The organism is Planotetraspora phitsanulokensis (assembly GCF_016863295.1).
In the GTDB taxonomy this organism is placed as follows: domain Bacteria; phylum Actinomycetota; class Actinomycetes; order Streptosporangiales; family Streptosporangiaceae; genus Planotetraspora; species Planotetraspora phitsanulokensis.
This window is the reverse complement of the sequence record NZ_BOOP01000025.1, coordinates 75,505-90,583: the sequence shown is the minus strand read 5'-3', so window position 1 is coordinate 90,583 and position 15,079 is coordinate 75,505. Positions and strand designations below refer to the sequence as shown.

12 protein-coding genes are annotated in these 15,079 nt (G+C 71.1%); 8 read left to right on the top strand and 4 right to left on the bottom strand.

Annotation, left to right across the window (positions count from 1 at the left end; genetic code table 11):
* Positions 1-48: 48 nt before the first annotated feature.
* Genes Pph01_RS26625 through Pph01_RS26615 form a run of 3 tightly spaced genes read left to right on the top strand, consistent with a single transcriptional unit; the run spans position 49 to position 2,298 of the window.
* The gene (locus Pph01_RS26625; protein WP_204075905.1) at positions 49-762 is read left to right on the top strand and encodes a FadR/GntR family transcriptional regulator; all 714 of its coding nucleotides are present in this window, start codon (positions 49-51) and stop codon (positions 760-762) included.
* A 20-nt stretch (positions 763-782) separates the two neighbouring features.
* The gene (locus Pph01_RS26620) at positions 783-1,796 is read left to right on the top strand and encodes an LLM class F420-dependent oxidoreductase (RefSeq protein ID WP_204075904.1); all 1,014 of its coding nucleotides are present in this window, start codon (positions 783-785) and stop codon (positions 1,794-1,796) included.
* A gap of 46 nt (positions 1,797-1,842) precedes the next feature.
* Positions 1,843-2,298 carry a DUF5990 family protein gene (locus Pph01_RS26615; protein WP_204075903.1) on the top strand — a complete coding sequence of 152 codons (456 nt, stop codon included), beginning with the start codon at positions 1,843-1,845 and terminating at the stop codon, positions 2,296-2,298.
* A gap of 24 nt (positions 2,299-2,322) precedes the next feature.
* On the opposite strand, the gene Pph01_RS26610 is transcribed toward Pph01_RS26615, so the two are convergent.
* The 4 genes from Pph01_RS26610 to Pph01_RS26595 form a co-directional block, all read right to left on the bottom strand.
* A complete protein-coding gene (locus Pph01_RS26610; protein ID WP_204075902.1) occupies positions 2,323-4,464 on the bottom strand; it encodes an acyltransferase family protein in 2,142 nt (713 codons plus the stop codon).
* A 1,112-nt stretch (positions 4,465-5,576) separates the two neighbouring features.
* Complete coding sequence (locus Pph01_RS26605) at positions 5,577-9,074, bottom strand: DNA polymerase III subunit alpha (RefSeq protein WP_204075901.1); 3,498 nt, start codon at positions 9,072-9,074, stop codon at positions 5,577-5,579.
* Between the two features lie 38 nt (positions 9,075-9,112).
* On the bottom strand, positions 9,113-9,379 hold the full coding sequence (locus tag Pph01_RS26600; RefSeq protein WP_204075900.1) for a DUF6504 family protein: 267 nt from the start codon (positions 9,377-9,379) through the stop codon (positions 9,113-9,115).
* Between the two features lie 135 nt (positions 9,380-9,514).
* Positions 9,515-10,252, bottom strand: coding sequence for a GntR family transcriptional regulator (locus tag Pph01_RS26595; RefSeq protein ID WP_204075899.1), 738 nt, complete (start codon positions 10,250-10,252; stop codon positions 9,515-9,517).
* 114 nt (positions 10,253-10,366) lie between these two features.
* Between Pph01_RS26595 and Pph01_RS26590 the strand changes: the two genes are divergently transcribed.
* The 5 genes from Pph01_RS26590 to Pph01_RS26570 are packed head-to-tail and all read left to right on the top strand — an operon-like array spanning position 10,367 to position 15,017.
* Positions 10,367-11,515, top strand: a complete 1,149-nt coding sequence (locus Pph01_RS26590; protein WP_239117034.1) for an ABC transporter substrate-binding protein — start codon at positions 10,367-10,369, stop codon at positions 11,513-11,515.
* Entirely contained in the window at positions 11,515-12,387 is an 873-nt protein-coding gene (locus Pph01_RS26585; RefSeq protein WP_204075898.1) for an ABC transporter permease, read from the top strand. The genes Pph01_RS26590 and Pph01_RS26585 overlap by 1 nt, the downstream gene beginning before the upstream one ends.
* Positions 12,375-13,265 carry an ABC transporter permease gene (locus Pph01_RS26580; RefSeq protein ID WP_239117033.1) on the top strand — a complete coding sequence of 297 codons (891 nt, stop codon included), beginning with the start codon at positions 12,375-12,377 and terminating at the stop codon, positions 13,263-13,265. The genes Pph01_RS26585 and Pph01_RS26580 overlap by 13 nt, the downstream gene beginning before the upstream one ends.
* On the top strand, positions 13,262-14,350 hold the full coding sequence (locus Pph01_RS26575) for an ABC transporter ATP-binding protein (RefSeq protein ID WP_204075897.1): 1,089 nt from the start codon (positions 13,262-13,264) through the stop codon (positions 14,348-14,350). The genes Pph01_RS26580 and Pph01_RS26575 overlap by 4 nt, the downstream gene beginning before the upstream one ends.
* Positions 14,340-15,017 (top strand): HAD family hydrolase, encoded by a 678-nt coding sequence (locus Pph01_RS26570; protein ID WP_204075896.1) that lies wholly within the window; start codon positions 14,340-14,342, stop codon positions 15,015-15,017. Before Pph01_RS26575 ends, Pph01_RS26570 begins: the two co-directional genes overlap by 11 nt.
* Positions 15,018-15,079 lie beyond the last annotated feature (62 nt).

Here is a 15,079-nt window from a genome sequence, read left to right as displayed (position 1 = left end):
CATACATGCATCATCCCGCACGCACCACGCGACACCGGAGGAGGCCCCGTGACCGAGCTCGGCGGGCAAGCGCGTAACCCGGCCCGCGTGCGCGCCTTCGAGGGAGTCCTCGCGCGGATCGAGGAGCGGATCGCGGCCGACGGCCTCACCGTGGGCGACCGGCTGCCCGGTGAACGCCAACTCGCCGAGCAACTCCAGGTGAGCCGGTCGTCGGTCCGCGAGGCCCTGCGCGTGCTCGAGAGCCTGGGCGTGGTGTCGTCGCAGGTGGGACGGGGCCCGGACGCGGGAGCCGTCCTGACCTCGCGGCCCGGCAGCGCGCTCACCGGCCTGCTGCGCCTGCACCTCGGGCTGGCCACGTTGTCGCTGCGCGAGGTTGTCGACACGCGGCTGATGATCGAACAGTGGTCCGCCGGGCACGCGGCCCGCTCCGGGGCGGGACTGGAGACCATGGCGCGGGCCATCGCGGCCATGGACGCGGCGCGGAGCCCGGAGGAGTTCGTCGAGCACGACGTCGCCTTCCACGCCGCCATCGCCGAGGCCTCCGGCAACCGGCTCACCTCGGCGATCATGCAGGCGCTGCGCGGGGCCGTCCAGCGCTTCGCCATCGACGCCGTCGTACGGCTGGGCGACACGGGGGGCCTGCAGGCCGACCATCGCCGTATCCACGATGCGATCAGGGACGGCGACGCCGCGACGGCGGTGGAGGCGATAGCCGTACATCTGGAGCGCGCATATCCGTCGACCGCTGGCCCAGCGAGCTAGAACGTGTTCTACTTAAGGGCGTGGCTGACGATCTCAGACTGGGACTGAACCTCGGATACTGGCAGCGGAACGCCGACGACGCGACCGAGCTGGTCCAGACGGCCGAACGGCTCGGTTACGAGTCGGTGTGGACCGCCGAGGCCTACGGGAGCGACGCCTTCACGCCCCTCGCCTGGTACGGCGCGCGCACCAGCAGGATCAAGCTCGGGACGAGCGTCGCCCAGTTGTCCGCGCGGCCTCCCGTCACCACCGCGATGACCGCGATGACGCTCGACCACCTCACCGGCGGGCGCCTGCTCCTCGGCGTGGGCGCGTCGGGACCCCAGGTGGTCGAGGGCTGGTACGGCCAGCCGTTCTCCCGGCCACTCGCGAGGACCCGTGAGTACGTCGAGATCATGCGCAAGGTCTGGCGCCGGGAGGAGCCCGTCACCGGCCCGGGGCCGCACTACCCCCTGCCGCTCCCCGGCGGCCTGGGCAAGCCGCTCAAGCTGATCACCCATCCCCTCCGCGACGACATCCCCCTCTACCTCGGCGCTGAGGGCCCGAAGAACGTCGCGCTCGCCGCCGAGGTCGGCCAGGGCTGGCTCCCGCTGTTCGTCTTCCCCGAGAAGATCGAGGCCATGTACGGCGAGGCGCTCGCCGGCGCGGCTCCCGGCTTCGACGTCGCGGCCATGGTGAACGTCATCGTGACCGACGACGTCCGCGCCGCCATCGACGGGGTGAAGATGATGCTCACCCTGTACATCGGCGGCATGGGCGCCAAGACGCGCAACTTCCATGCCGACATCGTGGGCCGGATGGGGTACGCCGAGGCCGCGGAGCGGATCCAGGCGCTCTATCTGGAGGGACGCAGGGACGAGGCGTTCGCCGCCATCCCGGACGAACTCGCCGACGGCATCTCGCTGGTCGGCCCCATCGGCCGCATCCGCGAACGGCTCGAACTGTGGCGCAAGAGCCCGGTGACGAACCTGCTGGTCATGGGCCCGCGCGACGAGGCCACGCTGAAGGACATCCGGGACCTCGTCCTGGGGTGAGGGACATCGGGCGGCGCGCGGCCCGGTCGCAGGCGATGATGGCGGAGTGCGGATCCACATCGAGGCGACGAACCTGCCCGGCCGTTCGTGCCCTCCCAACGCAGGCTTCCCCGGCTACGACGGCATCCACGTCGGCGTCCAGAGGCGGGACCGCCGTGACGAGTTGCTCGGCCTCCATCCCGGCGACGCGTCCTCGGCCGCGTGGACGCTGGAGTGCACGGCCGTCGCCACGCCAGGCGGCGCGGACATCAGGGGACCCCACATCCAGGGCCGTCCAGGCGGGCGGTTCATCTACCTGGCCTGGGGCTCGGTCGACGACACGGGCGCCTTCACGATGTTCCGCCGGGCGAAGCTCATGCTCGACGCCGTCGACCCCGCCACCGTCGAGGCCGCGGTCCGCGGGGGACGGCTCGTCGCGCGTCTCGGGCTCACCGACGGCAGAGGGGAGCCGCTGCGCGCCGCCGTGCGGCCGCCCCTCATCGAATGGTCGGCGGGCGCCTGAGGCGTTCAGCGGCTCGCCGAGCCGTCAGCTCGTGCCCGGCTGATACGCGGTCGGCAGCTTCGCCTTGGTCAGGGCCGTCGCGAGCCGCGGGGTGAGCGACTCGACGTACGTCGCCGTGATGTGCGAGCCCTGGCGGTAGACGAGCACGTTGCCGATAACGGGGGCGCACCGCTCGGCGGGGCAGATGGCGTCGGACAGGTCGACGAACGCCACGCGCGGCCGGCCCTTGGCCGCCAGGCGCTGCGTGGGCGCCGCGCTCGCGGCGGACCGCTTGCGGTCGAACGCGCAGGCCGACAACTTCTCGGGGTTCTTCGCGACGCACTCGTAGACGTTCAGGCCGGGAGGCGCGTTGTCGGCCACCACCACGACCCTCGTCCGCAGCGACGTCAGCTCGGACCAGGCGCCGCGCAGGCCCTCGACCATGGCCGCCTGGGTCGGCCCGCCGCCCTCGTCCAGCGCCTTGCCCTCTCCCTGCGAGGTGATCACGAAGTCCGGCGGGTCCGACGTCAGCCGCCGGCGCACCTCGTCGGTCCATTCCCGGCACGACTGGTACGGCGTGCCGTCGTACTGGGTCGTCGCCAGGGAGTAGCCGCACGCGGACTTGAAGTACGTGATCATGTTCCAGCCGTTCTGGTCGGCGAGCGACTGCAGGGCCGGCATCCACTGGGCCATCTTGGAGTCGCCGACCACCGCCACGGTGGTCGGCCCACTCTTGTCGCCGTATTGGCAGGTGACCACCTCGGACTTGGTCGTGACCTGCTGGCATCCGTTGGCGTACGCGTCCGGGACGTCCTCCGTCGCCTCGGTGGGCGTCGGCGTCATCCAGTCGACGCGGTCCACCACGGCTCCGGCCGGGCTGTCGCGCGGCTTGTCGCCGAGTGCCGCGGCGCCCTGGGCGACCGCGCCCGCGGGCATCTGGGTGGTGGTGACGCCCAGCAGCAGGACCAGACCCGCGGCCACGCCCAGGAGGGTGAAGTTGGCGCCCATGCTGAGGGCGAGCCGCGACGAGCGTGAGATGGCCGCGGAATGCCGGAGGGGATTCTCCACGAGTCGGGCGGTCAGCCAGGCCGGGACGACCGATGCGGCCGCGACGATCAGGCCCTTCGCCGTCGACAGCTCGCCCAGGTACGCGGTCGCCGCCACGAGCAGCGGCCAGTGCCACAGGTAGAGCGAGTACGACAGGCCGCCGATCCAGCGGAACGGCCGCAGGGCGAGAAGCGACGACGGCCCTCCCCTGGTCACCGAGAACCCGGCCGCGATGACCGCCGCCGCGCCGAGCGTCGGCAACGCGGCCGCGTAGCCGGGCCACGCCGTCTCGCCGGTGATGAGCAGCCCGGCCGCGGCGATCGCGGCCAGGCCGGCCCAGCCGAGTCCGATCGCCGGGCCGCGCGGCAGCCGGGTGAACGCGCCCGCGGCGAGCGCCACCGCGGCGCCGATCCCCAGCTCCCACATGCGGGTGGTCGTCTCGAAGAACGCGCGGGCCGGGATGTTCGCCGTCTCGCTCAGCGACCAGGCGAACGACGGGATGACCACCAGGGCCAGGCCCACCCAGAGCGTCGGCCTGGTCCGCCCCCGGAGCATCCGGGCCACCACGATGGCGGCGAGTATCAGCAGCGGCCACACCAGGTAGAACTGCTCCTCCACCGCCAGCGACCAGAAGTGCTGCACCGGAGAGGGCTGGGAGTCCTCTGCCAGGTAGTCCACCGACCGGTCGGCGAACCGCCAGTTCACGACGTAGAGGGCCGCGCCGGCGATGTCGCCGCCGATCTCGCTCCATCGCGTCGCCGGGATGAACAGGCGCGTCAGCACCGCGCTGACCAGCAGGACGATTCCCGCGGCCGGCAGCAGCCGCTTGGCCCGCCGGGCGTAGAACCGGACGAGCGAGATCGTCCCGGTCCTGCCCATCTCCGACAGGAGCTGCGTGGTGATGAGGAAGCCCGAGATGACGAAGAAGACGTCGACGCCGACGAATCCGCCGGGGAGGAAGGGTAGTCCCGCGTGGTACAGCAGCACCAGCCCGACGGCGACCGCGCGGAGCCCTTCGATGTCGCCGCGGAACCGGCTCGAGGACCCCCGCCCCTCCGCGCTGGAGGACTCCTCCTGCTCGGCGGACGTGGCGGGCGCCGGGGACTCCTCCAGGATCAGACGCCCTTCTTGAGCGGCCACCGGGTGCCCGTCCGTTTCGTCGGCGCGACTCGGCGAGGTATCCCGGCTGCTCAGTGCGATCACCTGTCTACAGGGGCTTGTCGGTACGTTGCCCAGTCGGCCCGTTTGATGGATACGTCCGCTCTTATGGCTAGGCGGCAGCATAGTGGCCACTTCGGGCGATACGTGGAGAGATCGTGTCATGGTCGCCGCGGGCGTGAGCCGACGGAGACGGAGCGCCGGCCGGTGAGCGTCCCCGCCTGCACCGGGCCGGGCAACTTCACCTGATTAAGAGGATCACTGACGGGATAGGACTGAGACAAGTTCCGCGCACGCCGGGGGGAGAATCACATGCGGTCGACCTCGTCACCCGTGAGCCGTGCGGCCGCCGGCGTGTACGCCTGGCTCACGCTCCAGGTCGTCGCGATGGCCGCGCTGGTGGTCTTCGAAGAGGCCCGCGGGCACCGGCTGGCCCAGCAGATCGCCGCGTTCGGCGGCAACCCCGAGGCACCCGGAGCCCGTGAGGTGGCGGGCGCCGTGACGGTGTTCGCGATCCTGATGATGGCGCTGACCATCGCGACCCTCGCGGCGGGAGCGGCCTACCTGACCTGGCTGCGGCGCGCCCTGCCCGGAACCTCCAGGCTGAGACTCCTCGCGTCCTGGCTCGTGCCCGGGGTCAACCTGGTGGCGCCGCTCGTCCTGGTCGACCGCGCCTGGCGCGACGCCGGCGCGACCGGAGCCTCCCGCAACGGAGTCACCTGGACCGAAGCCGGCGGGCGGTCCGTGCCCGTCGAGGAGGGCCGTGGACGCTGGCTGCTCCTGGGCGTCTGCTGGTGGGCGAGCCTGCTGGTGGCGCTGTTCCTGGTGTTCGTACGGCCGGGGCACGCCGGGCTGACCGGCGCGGGGCTGCCGCAACTGGGCGCCACGATCATCGCCGCCGTCCTGTGCGCCGCGACCGTCCGGGAGATCACCCTCCTCGGGGAGACCCGGCATGCGCCGAGGGCGTTCGAGCACCGGGAGTTCCCGGAGCTCCGGGAACGGCGGCTCCAGGCCCGGCAGCCGTCGCATCACTCGAGCTACGTCCTCTCATCGGGCTCCGGCTCGGTCGCCGCGGAGCCCACCGGCCGGGACCGTCACCGCCCGGGCGGCGGCCCGGAGCTGCCCGAGCTGGCATGCCAGAGCCGCCGCTGGGGCTCCGCCGGATGGCCGCGGATCCGGCCTTCCCGCACCCCCGGAGTCGGCCCGATATCGGAGTAGGGCGACTGCCGGAAGCCGTTGCCGTACTCGATGGGCCGCCCGCCCACACCCGTGCCGGAGGCGGGCTGCTCGTTCAGCACCGCGCGGACGGCCCCGATGCCCTCGGCCCGCCACAGCCGGTCGAGGTCGAGCAGGTTCCAGCAGCGGACGGCCCGCAGCGATACGGCCCTCCCGCCGGTGCGCCTGACCACCCCCCGGGCCAGCAGGAGCCATGACCCGAACACCGTGGCCGCGGTGTGCGCCTGCACCGACTCGAAGAACGTCAGGTCGACCGGGCCGGTCGAGTCGTCGAGCGTCGCGAAGATCACCCGCTGACCCGAGCGCACGGCCGGGGTCTGGGTGGCCACCTTCACCCCCGCGACCAGGACCTCCGCACCGTTGCGCTGCTTCAGCAGGTCCTTCGACCTGGTCACGCCGATGGCGTCGAGGAGCTCGTCGTGGAAGGCGATCACGTGACGGCTGACGTCCATGCCGAGGATCGCCAGCTCCGCCTCGACCGCCTCCACCTCGGTCATCTCCGGCAGCTCCCCCGGTATGACCTGCTCGGTGAACCCCATCGGAAGCTGCACGGCCGCTCCGGACGCGGCCACGCCCGTCGAGGACGCCCGGTCCAGGGCGCCCACCTGGGCGACCAGGTCGCGCCGAGTCAGCTCTCCCGGCCGCCACCGGGGCTCGCCCGGCCGCAGGCCGTACAGCGCGTCGAAGCCGCCGACCTCGACGATCCGCTCGGCCGTCGGGCGTGAGGGGCGGGCCCGCTCCCAGAAGTCGGCCATCGAGGTGTACGGCCGGCCCGCGACCATCCGGTCGACCTCCGCGTCGCTCGCCCCCTTGACCGCCGAGAACGGCACACGCAGGCCGTACCCGCGCCCGATCTCCCCGATCCCGGGCCCGCCCGGGCCGCCGGGCGCGACGGGACCCGTCCGTTCCACGAGCCATTCCCTGCCGGAGCGGTTGACGTCCAGCGGAAGGACGTCGACCCCGCACTGGCGGGCCTCGTCGAGGATCACGCGGTTGGGGTACATGCCGGGCTCGTGGGTGAGCACGCCGGCGAAGAAGGCGGCCGCGTGGTGCCGTTTGAGCCAGGCCGACTGGTAGGTGGGCAGCGCGAACGCCGCCGCGTGCGCCTTGCAGAACCCGAAGCCGCCGAACGCGTCGAGCACCTTCCACGCCTTATCGACCGCGGCGTCGTCGAAGCCGTTCTCCCTGGCGAGCGGCACGAACCACGACCGGACGATCTCCCGGCCCGCCGGGGTCCCGAGGGTGCGGCGCATCTTCTCCGCGAACGACAGGCCCTTCCCCGTCATCACATCGATGATCTTCAGGACCTGCTCGTGGAAGACGACCACCCCGTTGGTCTCCCGGAGCGCGTCCTTGAGCCTGTCGTGCGGATAGAACGGCTCGCGGTAGCCGTGCCTGGCCTCCAGGTAGGGGGTGACCATGTCGGAGTTGACCGGTCCCGGCCGGAACAGCGAGATGTCCACGATCAGGTCGTGCATGGTCCGGGGCTCGAGCTTGGCCACCAACTCCCGCTGGCCCGGCGACTCGATCTGGAAGCAGCCGAGCGTGCGGCCGGTGCGGATCATGTCGTAGGTGGGCCGGTCGTCATGGGGGACGGCGTCCAGCTCGACCTTCTCGCCGTCCACCCGCTCGATCTCCTTGAGCGAGTAGGCCATCGCCGACTGCATGCGCACCCCGAGCACGTCGAGCTTGAGCAGGCCGGCCTCCTCGACGTCGTCCTTGTCGAACTGCGACATCGGGAAGCCGAGCAGGCTGCGCTCCACCGGCGTCCGGTCGCGGAGGGCGGAGTTGCCGATCAGCACCCCGCACGGGTGGAGCGCGATGTGCCGGGGCAGCCCGTCGAGCCGCTCCGCCAGCCGGAACATGTTCTGCAGCCCCCTGTCGTTCAGCCCGCTGTCACGCAGCTCGGGCAGGTCGGACAGGGCGGCGCTGATCTGCTTGGCTCTGACGTGCGGAAACGCCTTGGCGATGACGTCGATCTCGTGCGGCGGCAGGCCCATCGCCGCTCCCACGTCGCGGAGGGCGCTGCGGGCCCGGTAGGTCTCCATCATCGAGACGCAGGCCACGCGCGCCTCGCCGTACCTGTCGAGGATGGCCCGGTAGCAGTCGAGGCGGCGGGCGGACTCCACGTCGACGTCGATGTCGGGCAGGCCGCGGCGCCCCTCGGAGAGGAAGCGCTCCATCAGCAGGCCGTGCTCGAGGGGGTTCACCTCGCCGATGCCGATGAGGTGGTTGACCAGGCTGCCCGCGCCGGAGCCCCGGATCGCACAACGGATGCCCATCGAGCGGATCATGTCCGTGATACCGGCGACTGCGATGAAATATCCGGACAGGCGTTTCTTCTCGATGATGTCCAGCTCGGCGGCGAGCCGCTCCCTCGCGTCGCGCGAGCGGGCCATGCCGCGGTCGATCAGCCCGTCCTCACACCGGTGCCGCAGCAGCGGAACCGGGTCCTCGCCGATCTCCGGCAGGTGCAGCCGGGGATCGTCCTCGTCCAGGAGCGGCACGATCTCGACGGGGTCCAGCCGGCACTGCTCCGCGACGCGGCGCGTCCGCGCCAGCAGTCGCCCGGCGCGGTCGGCGTCTCCCCCGCAGATCTTGAAGGCGACGCGGGCCATCTCCTGACCGTCCTTCAGGTAGGCGTGCGCGGTGGGGTTCTCGACGTGCCGCGTGTGCAGGGGCACGAGCTTGCGCGCCGCGTCGAGCACGTTGCCGACCTGGTGGCCGGCGGCATCGAGATAGCGCACCGCGTTGGTGAGCACGGCGGGCACGCCCATCGAGCCGGCCAGTGCGAGCATGCGGGTGGCGATGTTCGCCTCGTGGTAGCCGAAGAGGTCGGACAGCTCGACGACCAGCTCGGGCACCACGGAACGCCAGGCGGCCAGCAGAGTCCTGGCCTGCTCGTCCCGCCGCTCCGCCACCGCGCGGCCGACGCCGGACCGCGGGCCGAGCAGCACCACCAGCCGGGGGTCGCCGTCGGGGCCGGTCGCGTGCTCGGCCACCATCCCCGGCGTCACGTACGGCTCGCCGCGCTCCCCCGCGTGATGGGCCGCGGTGACCAGGCGGCACAGGGCGGCCCAGCCGCCGGACCGGGCGAGCACGACGATCCGCGCCGGCTCGTCCCCCGGCCGCGCCGGCCGCGTCTCGGTCGCGAGGTCGACGCCGACGATCGGATCGACCCCGACGGCGTGGCACGCCTGGATGTGCTTGACCGCGCCGTAGAGACCGTCGCGGTCGGTCAGCGCGAGCGCGTCCATGCCGTGCTCGGCCGCCCTCCGGGCGAGGGCGTCGGGGAACGCCGTGCCGTACCGGAGCGAGTAGGCCGAGGCCACGTGCAGATGAGTGAAGGAGGTCATCGGAGCCCTCCTGCTCGGAAATCCCCGGACCGTTCCCATCAGTCCCAGGCCCTCAAGAGAAGCCAGCCGCCGCTCGCGGTGTCGAAGCGCAGCTCGTAGGTGCCGACGTCCCTGCCCGCGGCGGCCTCGAGCCGCCAGAACCGGCGCTCCCCGGGGTCGGCGTCGTGGGTCTTCCACCATTCACGGGCGACCACCCAGTGGTCCTGCACCTGCCGTACGGCGTAGAGCCGGTCCCGCCAGACGAACTGAGCAGGCTGACCGTCCCGGACCCACACCTCGATCGGATCACCGTAGAGTCTGCTCAAGACGCCTTCTCCCTGTGGCTTCACTGCCACCCGGGGGAAGACGGGCGGATCAATCGGGCAGAAATGCCCGCTACTTCGAACATACGTTCCCAGGAGATCGAACGCAAGTCGCCACAGCGGCGGCGCGTGCCCGGGTCAGTCGCCGGCCCTGCGGACCAGGGAGTTCGCCGTCGTGGAGTTCCGGATGCTGAAGGTGACGCTGCCCGCGCGATAACGGTCGTCCGAGCACTCGACCGGGCGCCCCTCCTGGCTCGTGGTCGTGCGCCGCTGGCGCAGCAGGGGACTGCCGCGGCGGACGCCGAGCAGCCGCGCGTCCTCGGCTCCCGCGGCGACGGCGTCGATCAGGTGCTCGCCGTAGGCGAAGACGAGGCCGACCGTCTCGTAGAGCTCCTGGGTGACGGACTCGCAGGCCGGGTCGAGCTTCTCGACGGCCGGGGCGATCCAGCTCGCGTAGACGGTCCGCTCCACCAGGACGGGCTCGCCGTCGAGGCGGCGGAGACGGAGCACGGCGAGGACCTCCTCACCCGGGGTGATCGCGAGCCGGACCGCCTCCGACGAGGTCGACGGACGGCGGCGGGAGTCGAGCACGAGACCTCCGGCCCGGTGGCCGACCGAGCGCGCCCACTGGGCGAAACTGTGCAACTCGGCGAAGCTCTGGCTGCGCTCACTTCCGAGCACGATCCGCCGCGCGCCCTGCCGGGTGCCGACGAGTCCTTCCGACACCAGGACCGCGACGGCCTGGCGGACCGTTCCCCGTGCCGCGTTGAAACGGGAGGCCAGCTCGGCCTCCGTGGGTAGCTGGGCGCCGATTTGGTAGTCGCCCCGGACGATCGCGTCCCGCAGTTCACCCGCGATGTGTTCATAACGCGCCATCGTCCCGGTCCCTCTCCGTTCATATCTGTGACATAAAAGTCCGACTTACTAGGTCTCGCTTGTTTGTACAAGTTGCTCTAGGTTCGATCCACATATCTCAGTGGGAGGCACCCGTTGTCCACTCGTATCGCCGGCGTCATGGCCGCGCTAACCGTAGCCACCCTGACAGCCGCCGCATGCGGCTCCGCGCCGAAGTCGGACACGACGACCGCTGCCGGTGGCACGAACGCCGCCGCGGCGACCTCCGCCGCGGACTTCGGCGGCATGGACAAGCTCGTCGAGGCCGCTAAGAAGGAAGGCCAGCTCAACGTCATCACGCTCCCGCCGGACTGGGCGAACTACGGCGAGATCATCCAGGCGTTCTCGACCAAGTACGGTATCAAGGTCAACAGCGACAACCCCGACGGCTCCAGCCAGGACGAGATCAACGCCGTCAAGACCCTCAAGGGCCAGGACCGCGCCCCCGACGTCCTCGACCTGGGTGCCGCGTTCGCCCTGAGCGGCGCCAAGGAAGGCCTGTTCGCGAACTACAAGGTCGCGAGCTGGGACAAGATCCCCGACGGCCAGAAGGACGCGAACGGCGCCTGGTTCTACGACTACGGCGGCTACGTCTCGATCGGCTGCGACGCGAAGAAGGTCACCAACTGCCCGGCGACCTTCGCCGACCTGCTGAAGCCCGAGTACAAGGGCAAGGTCGCCATGAACGGCGACCCGACCAAGTCCGGCTCGGCGTTCGCCGGCGTCTACGCCGCCGCGCTGGCCAACCAGGGCTCCTTCGACGACATCCAGCCCGGCCTCGACTTCTTCAAGAAGCTCAAGGAGTCCGGCAACTACAACCCCGTCGAGTCCACCCCGGCCACGGTCGAGAAGGGCGAGACCCCGATCAGCATCGACTGGGACTACCTCAACGCGAGCTACTCCAAGGAGTTCGCGGGCAAGGGCGTCGACTGGAAGATCGCCATCCCGACCGACGGCAAGTACGCCAGCTACTACTCCCAGGCGATCAACAAGACGGGTCCCCACCCGGCGGCCGCCCGCCTCTGGGAGGAGTTCCTCTACAGCGCCGAGGGCCAGAACCTCTGGCTGAAGGGCTACGCCCGCCCGGTGCTGCTGCCCGCGATGCAGGCCGACGGCAGCGCCGACGCCACCCTGGTGTCGCAGCTTCCCACGGTTGACGGCACCCCGACGTTCCCGACGCCGGAGCAGGTCGACAAGGCCAAGGCGACGCTGGCCAGCGGCTGGGGCGCGGCGGTCGCGGGCTGATGTCCGCACCCTCAGCGGTTCGTACGGCTTCCGCCTCCGGCGGTCGCCGTACGAAGTCCAAGAGCTGGCTGGCGACCGTTCCCCTGCTGGCCTTCGTCGCCCTGATCTTCGGCGTCCCCCTCGTGATCATTCTCGGTGGCACGTTCAAGCGGGACGGCGCGTTCAGCGCCGCGAACATCACCGAGTCTGTGCAGGGCGCCTACCTCACCGCCATGATCGGGAGCGTGAAGCTCTCCGCGCTCGTCGCGGTCGTGGGCGCGCTGCTGGGGACGTTCCTCGCGCAGGCGGTGGTCACCTCCCGGTTCCGCCTGCTGCGCGAGGCGGTGCTCACGGCCTCGGGCGTGCTGTCGAACTTCGGCGGCATTCCCCTGGCCTTCGCCTGGATCGCCACCCTCGGCAACTCCGGCGTGATCACCAAGGCCCTCGGCCTCGACTCCGCCGGGTGGAGCCTGTACAACTTCTGGGGCCTCGCCCTGGTCTACCTGTACTTCTCCATTCCGCTGATGGTCGTCGTGGTCGTGCCGGCGCTGGACGGCCTGCGCCAGCAGTGGCGTGAGGCGGCCCAGAACAACGGCGCGAACACCTGGCAGTACTGGCGGCACGTCGGAATCCCGGTGCTGACGCCGACCCTGCTGGGCGGGGTCGTCCTGCTGTTCGGCGGCGCCTTCGCGGCGTACGCGACGGCGGCGGCGATGGTCGGAGGAACCGTCCCCCTGGTCACCCTGCAGATCGCCAACGCGCTGTCGGGCAACGTCCTCATCGGCCACGAGAACGTCGCGCTCGCCCTCAGCCTCGACATGATCATCATCGCGGGCCTCGTCATGGCGGTCTACCTCCCGCTGCAGCGAAGGAGCGCCCGATGGCTGCGCTGACTCCCGAGGGCCCGATGGCTCAGCTGACTCCCCCGGCCGTGGCCGCCGGACCCGTGAGTGGGCCCGGCAGGCGGCGCCGGATCCGGGTATGGCGCGGCGCGATCCTGGCGATCGCCGCGGTCTACTTCCTGGTTCCGCTGATCGCCTCGTTCACGTTCACGGTCAAGGCGCCCGAGCAGGACTTCTCCCTGGACGCCTACGGCCAGATCTTCACCACCGAGGGCTTCGGCCAGTCCCTACTGCTGTCGATCGGTCTCGGTGTCGCCACCATCGCGGTGGTCCTGCTCCTGACCCTGCCCGCCATGCTGGCCGTACGGCTCAGGGTGCCGAAGATGAAGCCGATCATGGAGATCGTGTGCACGCTCCCCCTGGTCGTGCCCCCGATCACCTTCGTCGCCGGCATCAACACGGTGCTGCAGTTCGGGCCTGACTACCTGGCGAGCACGCCGTTCTACCAGACGATCTTCGCGATCCAGGACGAGAACTTCCCCGTGGTGCTGGTGCTGGCCTACGTCATCCTGGCGCTGCCGTTCGTCTACCGGTCTCTGGACGCGGGCCTGGGCGCGATCGACGTGCGCACGCTCGTGGAGGCGGCCAGGAACCTCGGCGCGTCGTGGCCGCACCTGATCTTCAGGGTGATCGTGCCGAACCTGAGGTCGTCCCTGGCCAGTGCGTCGTTCCTCACGCTGGCGCTCGTGCTCGGAGAGTTCACGATCGCGAGTCTGCTGCACTTCCAGACCTTCCCCGTCTGGATCTACACGATCTCCGGCTCGCAGGCGCAGGTCTCTGTGGCCGTCTCGGTGTTCAGCCTCCTGATCACCTGGCTGCTGCTGCTCGTCCTGTCGTCGGCCGGCGCTAGGCAAAGGAGTGGCTCATGAACGGGGCCAAGGTCGAGCTGCGCGGGCTTCGTCGGAACTTCTCCGGCACCGCCGCGCTGGACGGGCTGGACCTCACCATCGAGTCGGGCGAGCTGATCGCCCTGCTCGGGCCGTCGGGGTGCGGCAAGACCACCGCCCTGCGGTGCGTCGCGGGCTTCGAGCAGCCGGATGAGGGCACCGTGCTGGTCGACGGCAAGGACATCACCCGGGTGCCCGCGAACAAGCGGGACGCGGGCATGGTGTTCCAGTCCTACAGCCTGTTCCCCAACCTGAACATCAGGGACAACGTGGCCTTCGGCCTCCGGGTCCGCAAGGTGCCCGCCGCCAAGCGGCACGCCCGCGCTCAGGAGCTGCTGGAGCTGATCGGCCTGCCGCACATCGGCGGGCGGTTCCCGCACCAGCTGTCGGGTGGGCAGCAGCAGCGTGTCGCGCTCGCCCGCGCGCTCGCTCTGGAGCCCCGCGTGCTGCTGCTCGACGAGCCGCTGTCCGCGCTCGACGCCAAGGTCCGGGTCTCGCTCCGTGAGGAGATCCGGCGGCTTCAGCTCTCGCTCGGCATCACGACGATCTTCGTGACGCACGACCAGGAGGAGGCCCTGTCGATGGCCGACCGGGTCGCCGTGCTGCGCGCTGGCCGCCTGGAGCAGGTCGCCGACCCGGCCACGCTGTACGACCGGCCCGCGACGCCGTTCGTGGCGGAGTTCGTCGGCACGATGAACCGCGTCCCCGGCCGGATCGACGGAAACCAGGTGGCGGTGCTCGGGCAGACGCTGCCCGTGGACGGCGACCTTCCCGGAACGCCGGACGTGGACGTGCTGATCCGGCCGGAGGCCGTGCGCCTCACGCCGGACGCGGAGGCGGAGGGCATGGTCCTGGTCTCCTCGTTCCGCGGGTCGACGGCGCAGCTGCGCGTGCAGCTCGGCGACATCGAGGTGCTCGCCGACGTGCCCGGCCACGACAGCGTGCGGCTCGCGCCCGGCACTCGCGTGCGGATCGAGCTCGTGGAACGTCCCGTACTGGTATCGGCGTCCTCGGGCGCCACGGCGGCTTCGGCGAAGACTCCGGTCCCGGAGCACGATGTCGTCTGAGCCACCGAAGTCGTCCAGGCAGTTGGGTGCCGTCCTGTTCGACATGGACGGCACCGTCGTGGACACCGAGGGACTGTGGTGGGCGGCCTGCTTCGAGGTCGCCCTCCACCTCGGGTCCGCCCTGGCGGCTTCGGATCAGCACATCCTGCTCGGCCTGTCGATCGAGGACGCCGCGGAGCACCTCATCCGGATGGCCGACGGCGCACCGACGCGGCGGGAGGTGGAGACCATGATCACCAAGGCCTTCACCGTCCGGGTCGAGGCCGGCGTGACCACACTGCCGGGAGCGCTCCCGTTGCTCGACGCACTGGATGCGGCGGGGATTCCGGCGGCCCTGGTCAGCGCGTCGCCCCGGCGGATCGTCGACATCGTGCTGGAGACGATCGGCGCGCACCGGTTCCAGCTGTCGATCGCGGCCGAGGAGAGCGCCAGGAACAAGCCGGCGCCCGACCCCTACCTGACCGCCGTGAGGAAGCTCGGGGTCGATCCGGAGGACTGCGTGGCGATCGAGGACAGCCCCACGGGGGTCGCCTCCGCCCGCGCCGCCGGCTGCGCGGTCATCCTGGCGGGCGGCGCGGACGCCGTACCCGCGGGGGTGGCCAGGGTGTCCACGTTGGAGAGCGTGGACCTGCCGCTGTTGCGGCTGCTCGTGTCGCGCCGCGACTGACGGATCCCGGGGGCGGGAACACGGGAACAATCGGTGACATGACACCGGTTGGGCATGATCAT

Excerpts from the sequence above, each read along its gene's own strand:
- Pph01_RS26605 (WP_204075901.1), bottom strand. The coding sequence starts at position 9,074 with ATGACCTCCTTCACTCATCTGCACGTGGCCTCGGCCTACTCGCTCCGG.
- Pph01_RS26595 (WP_204075899.1), bottom strand. The coding sequence starts at position 10,252 with ATGGCGCGTTATGAACACATCGCGGGTGAACTGCGGGACGCGATCGTC.
- Pph01_RS26585 (WP_204075898.1), top strand. The coding sequence starts at position 11,515 with ATGTCCGCACCCTCAGCGGTTCGTACGGCTTCCGCCTCCGGCGGTCGC.
- Pph01_RS26580 (WP_239117033.1), top strand. The coding sequence starts at position 12,375 with ATGGCTGCGCTGACTCCCGAGGGCCCGATGGCTCAGCTGACTCCCCCG.
- Pph01_RS26575 (WP_204075897.1), top strand. The coding sequence starts at position 13,262 with ATGAACGGGGCCAAGGTCGAGCTGCGCGGGCTTCGTCGGAACTTCTCC.
- Pph01_RS26570 (WP_204075896.1), top strand. The coding sequence starts at position 14,340 with ATGTCGTCTGAGCCACCGAAGTCGTCCAGGCAGTTGGGTGCCGTCCTG.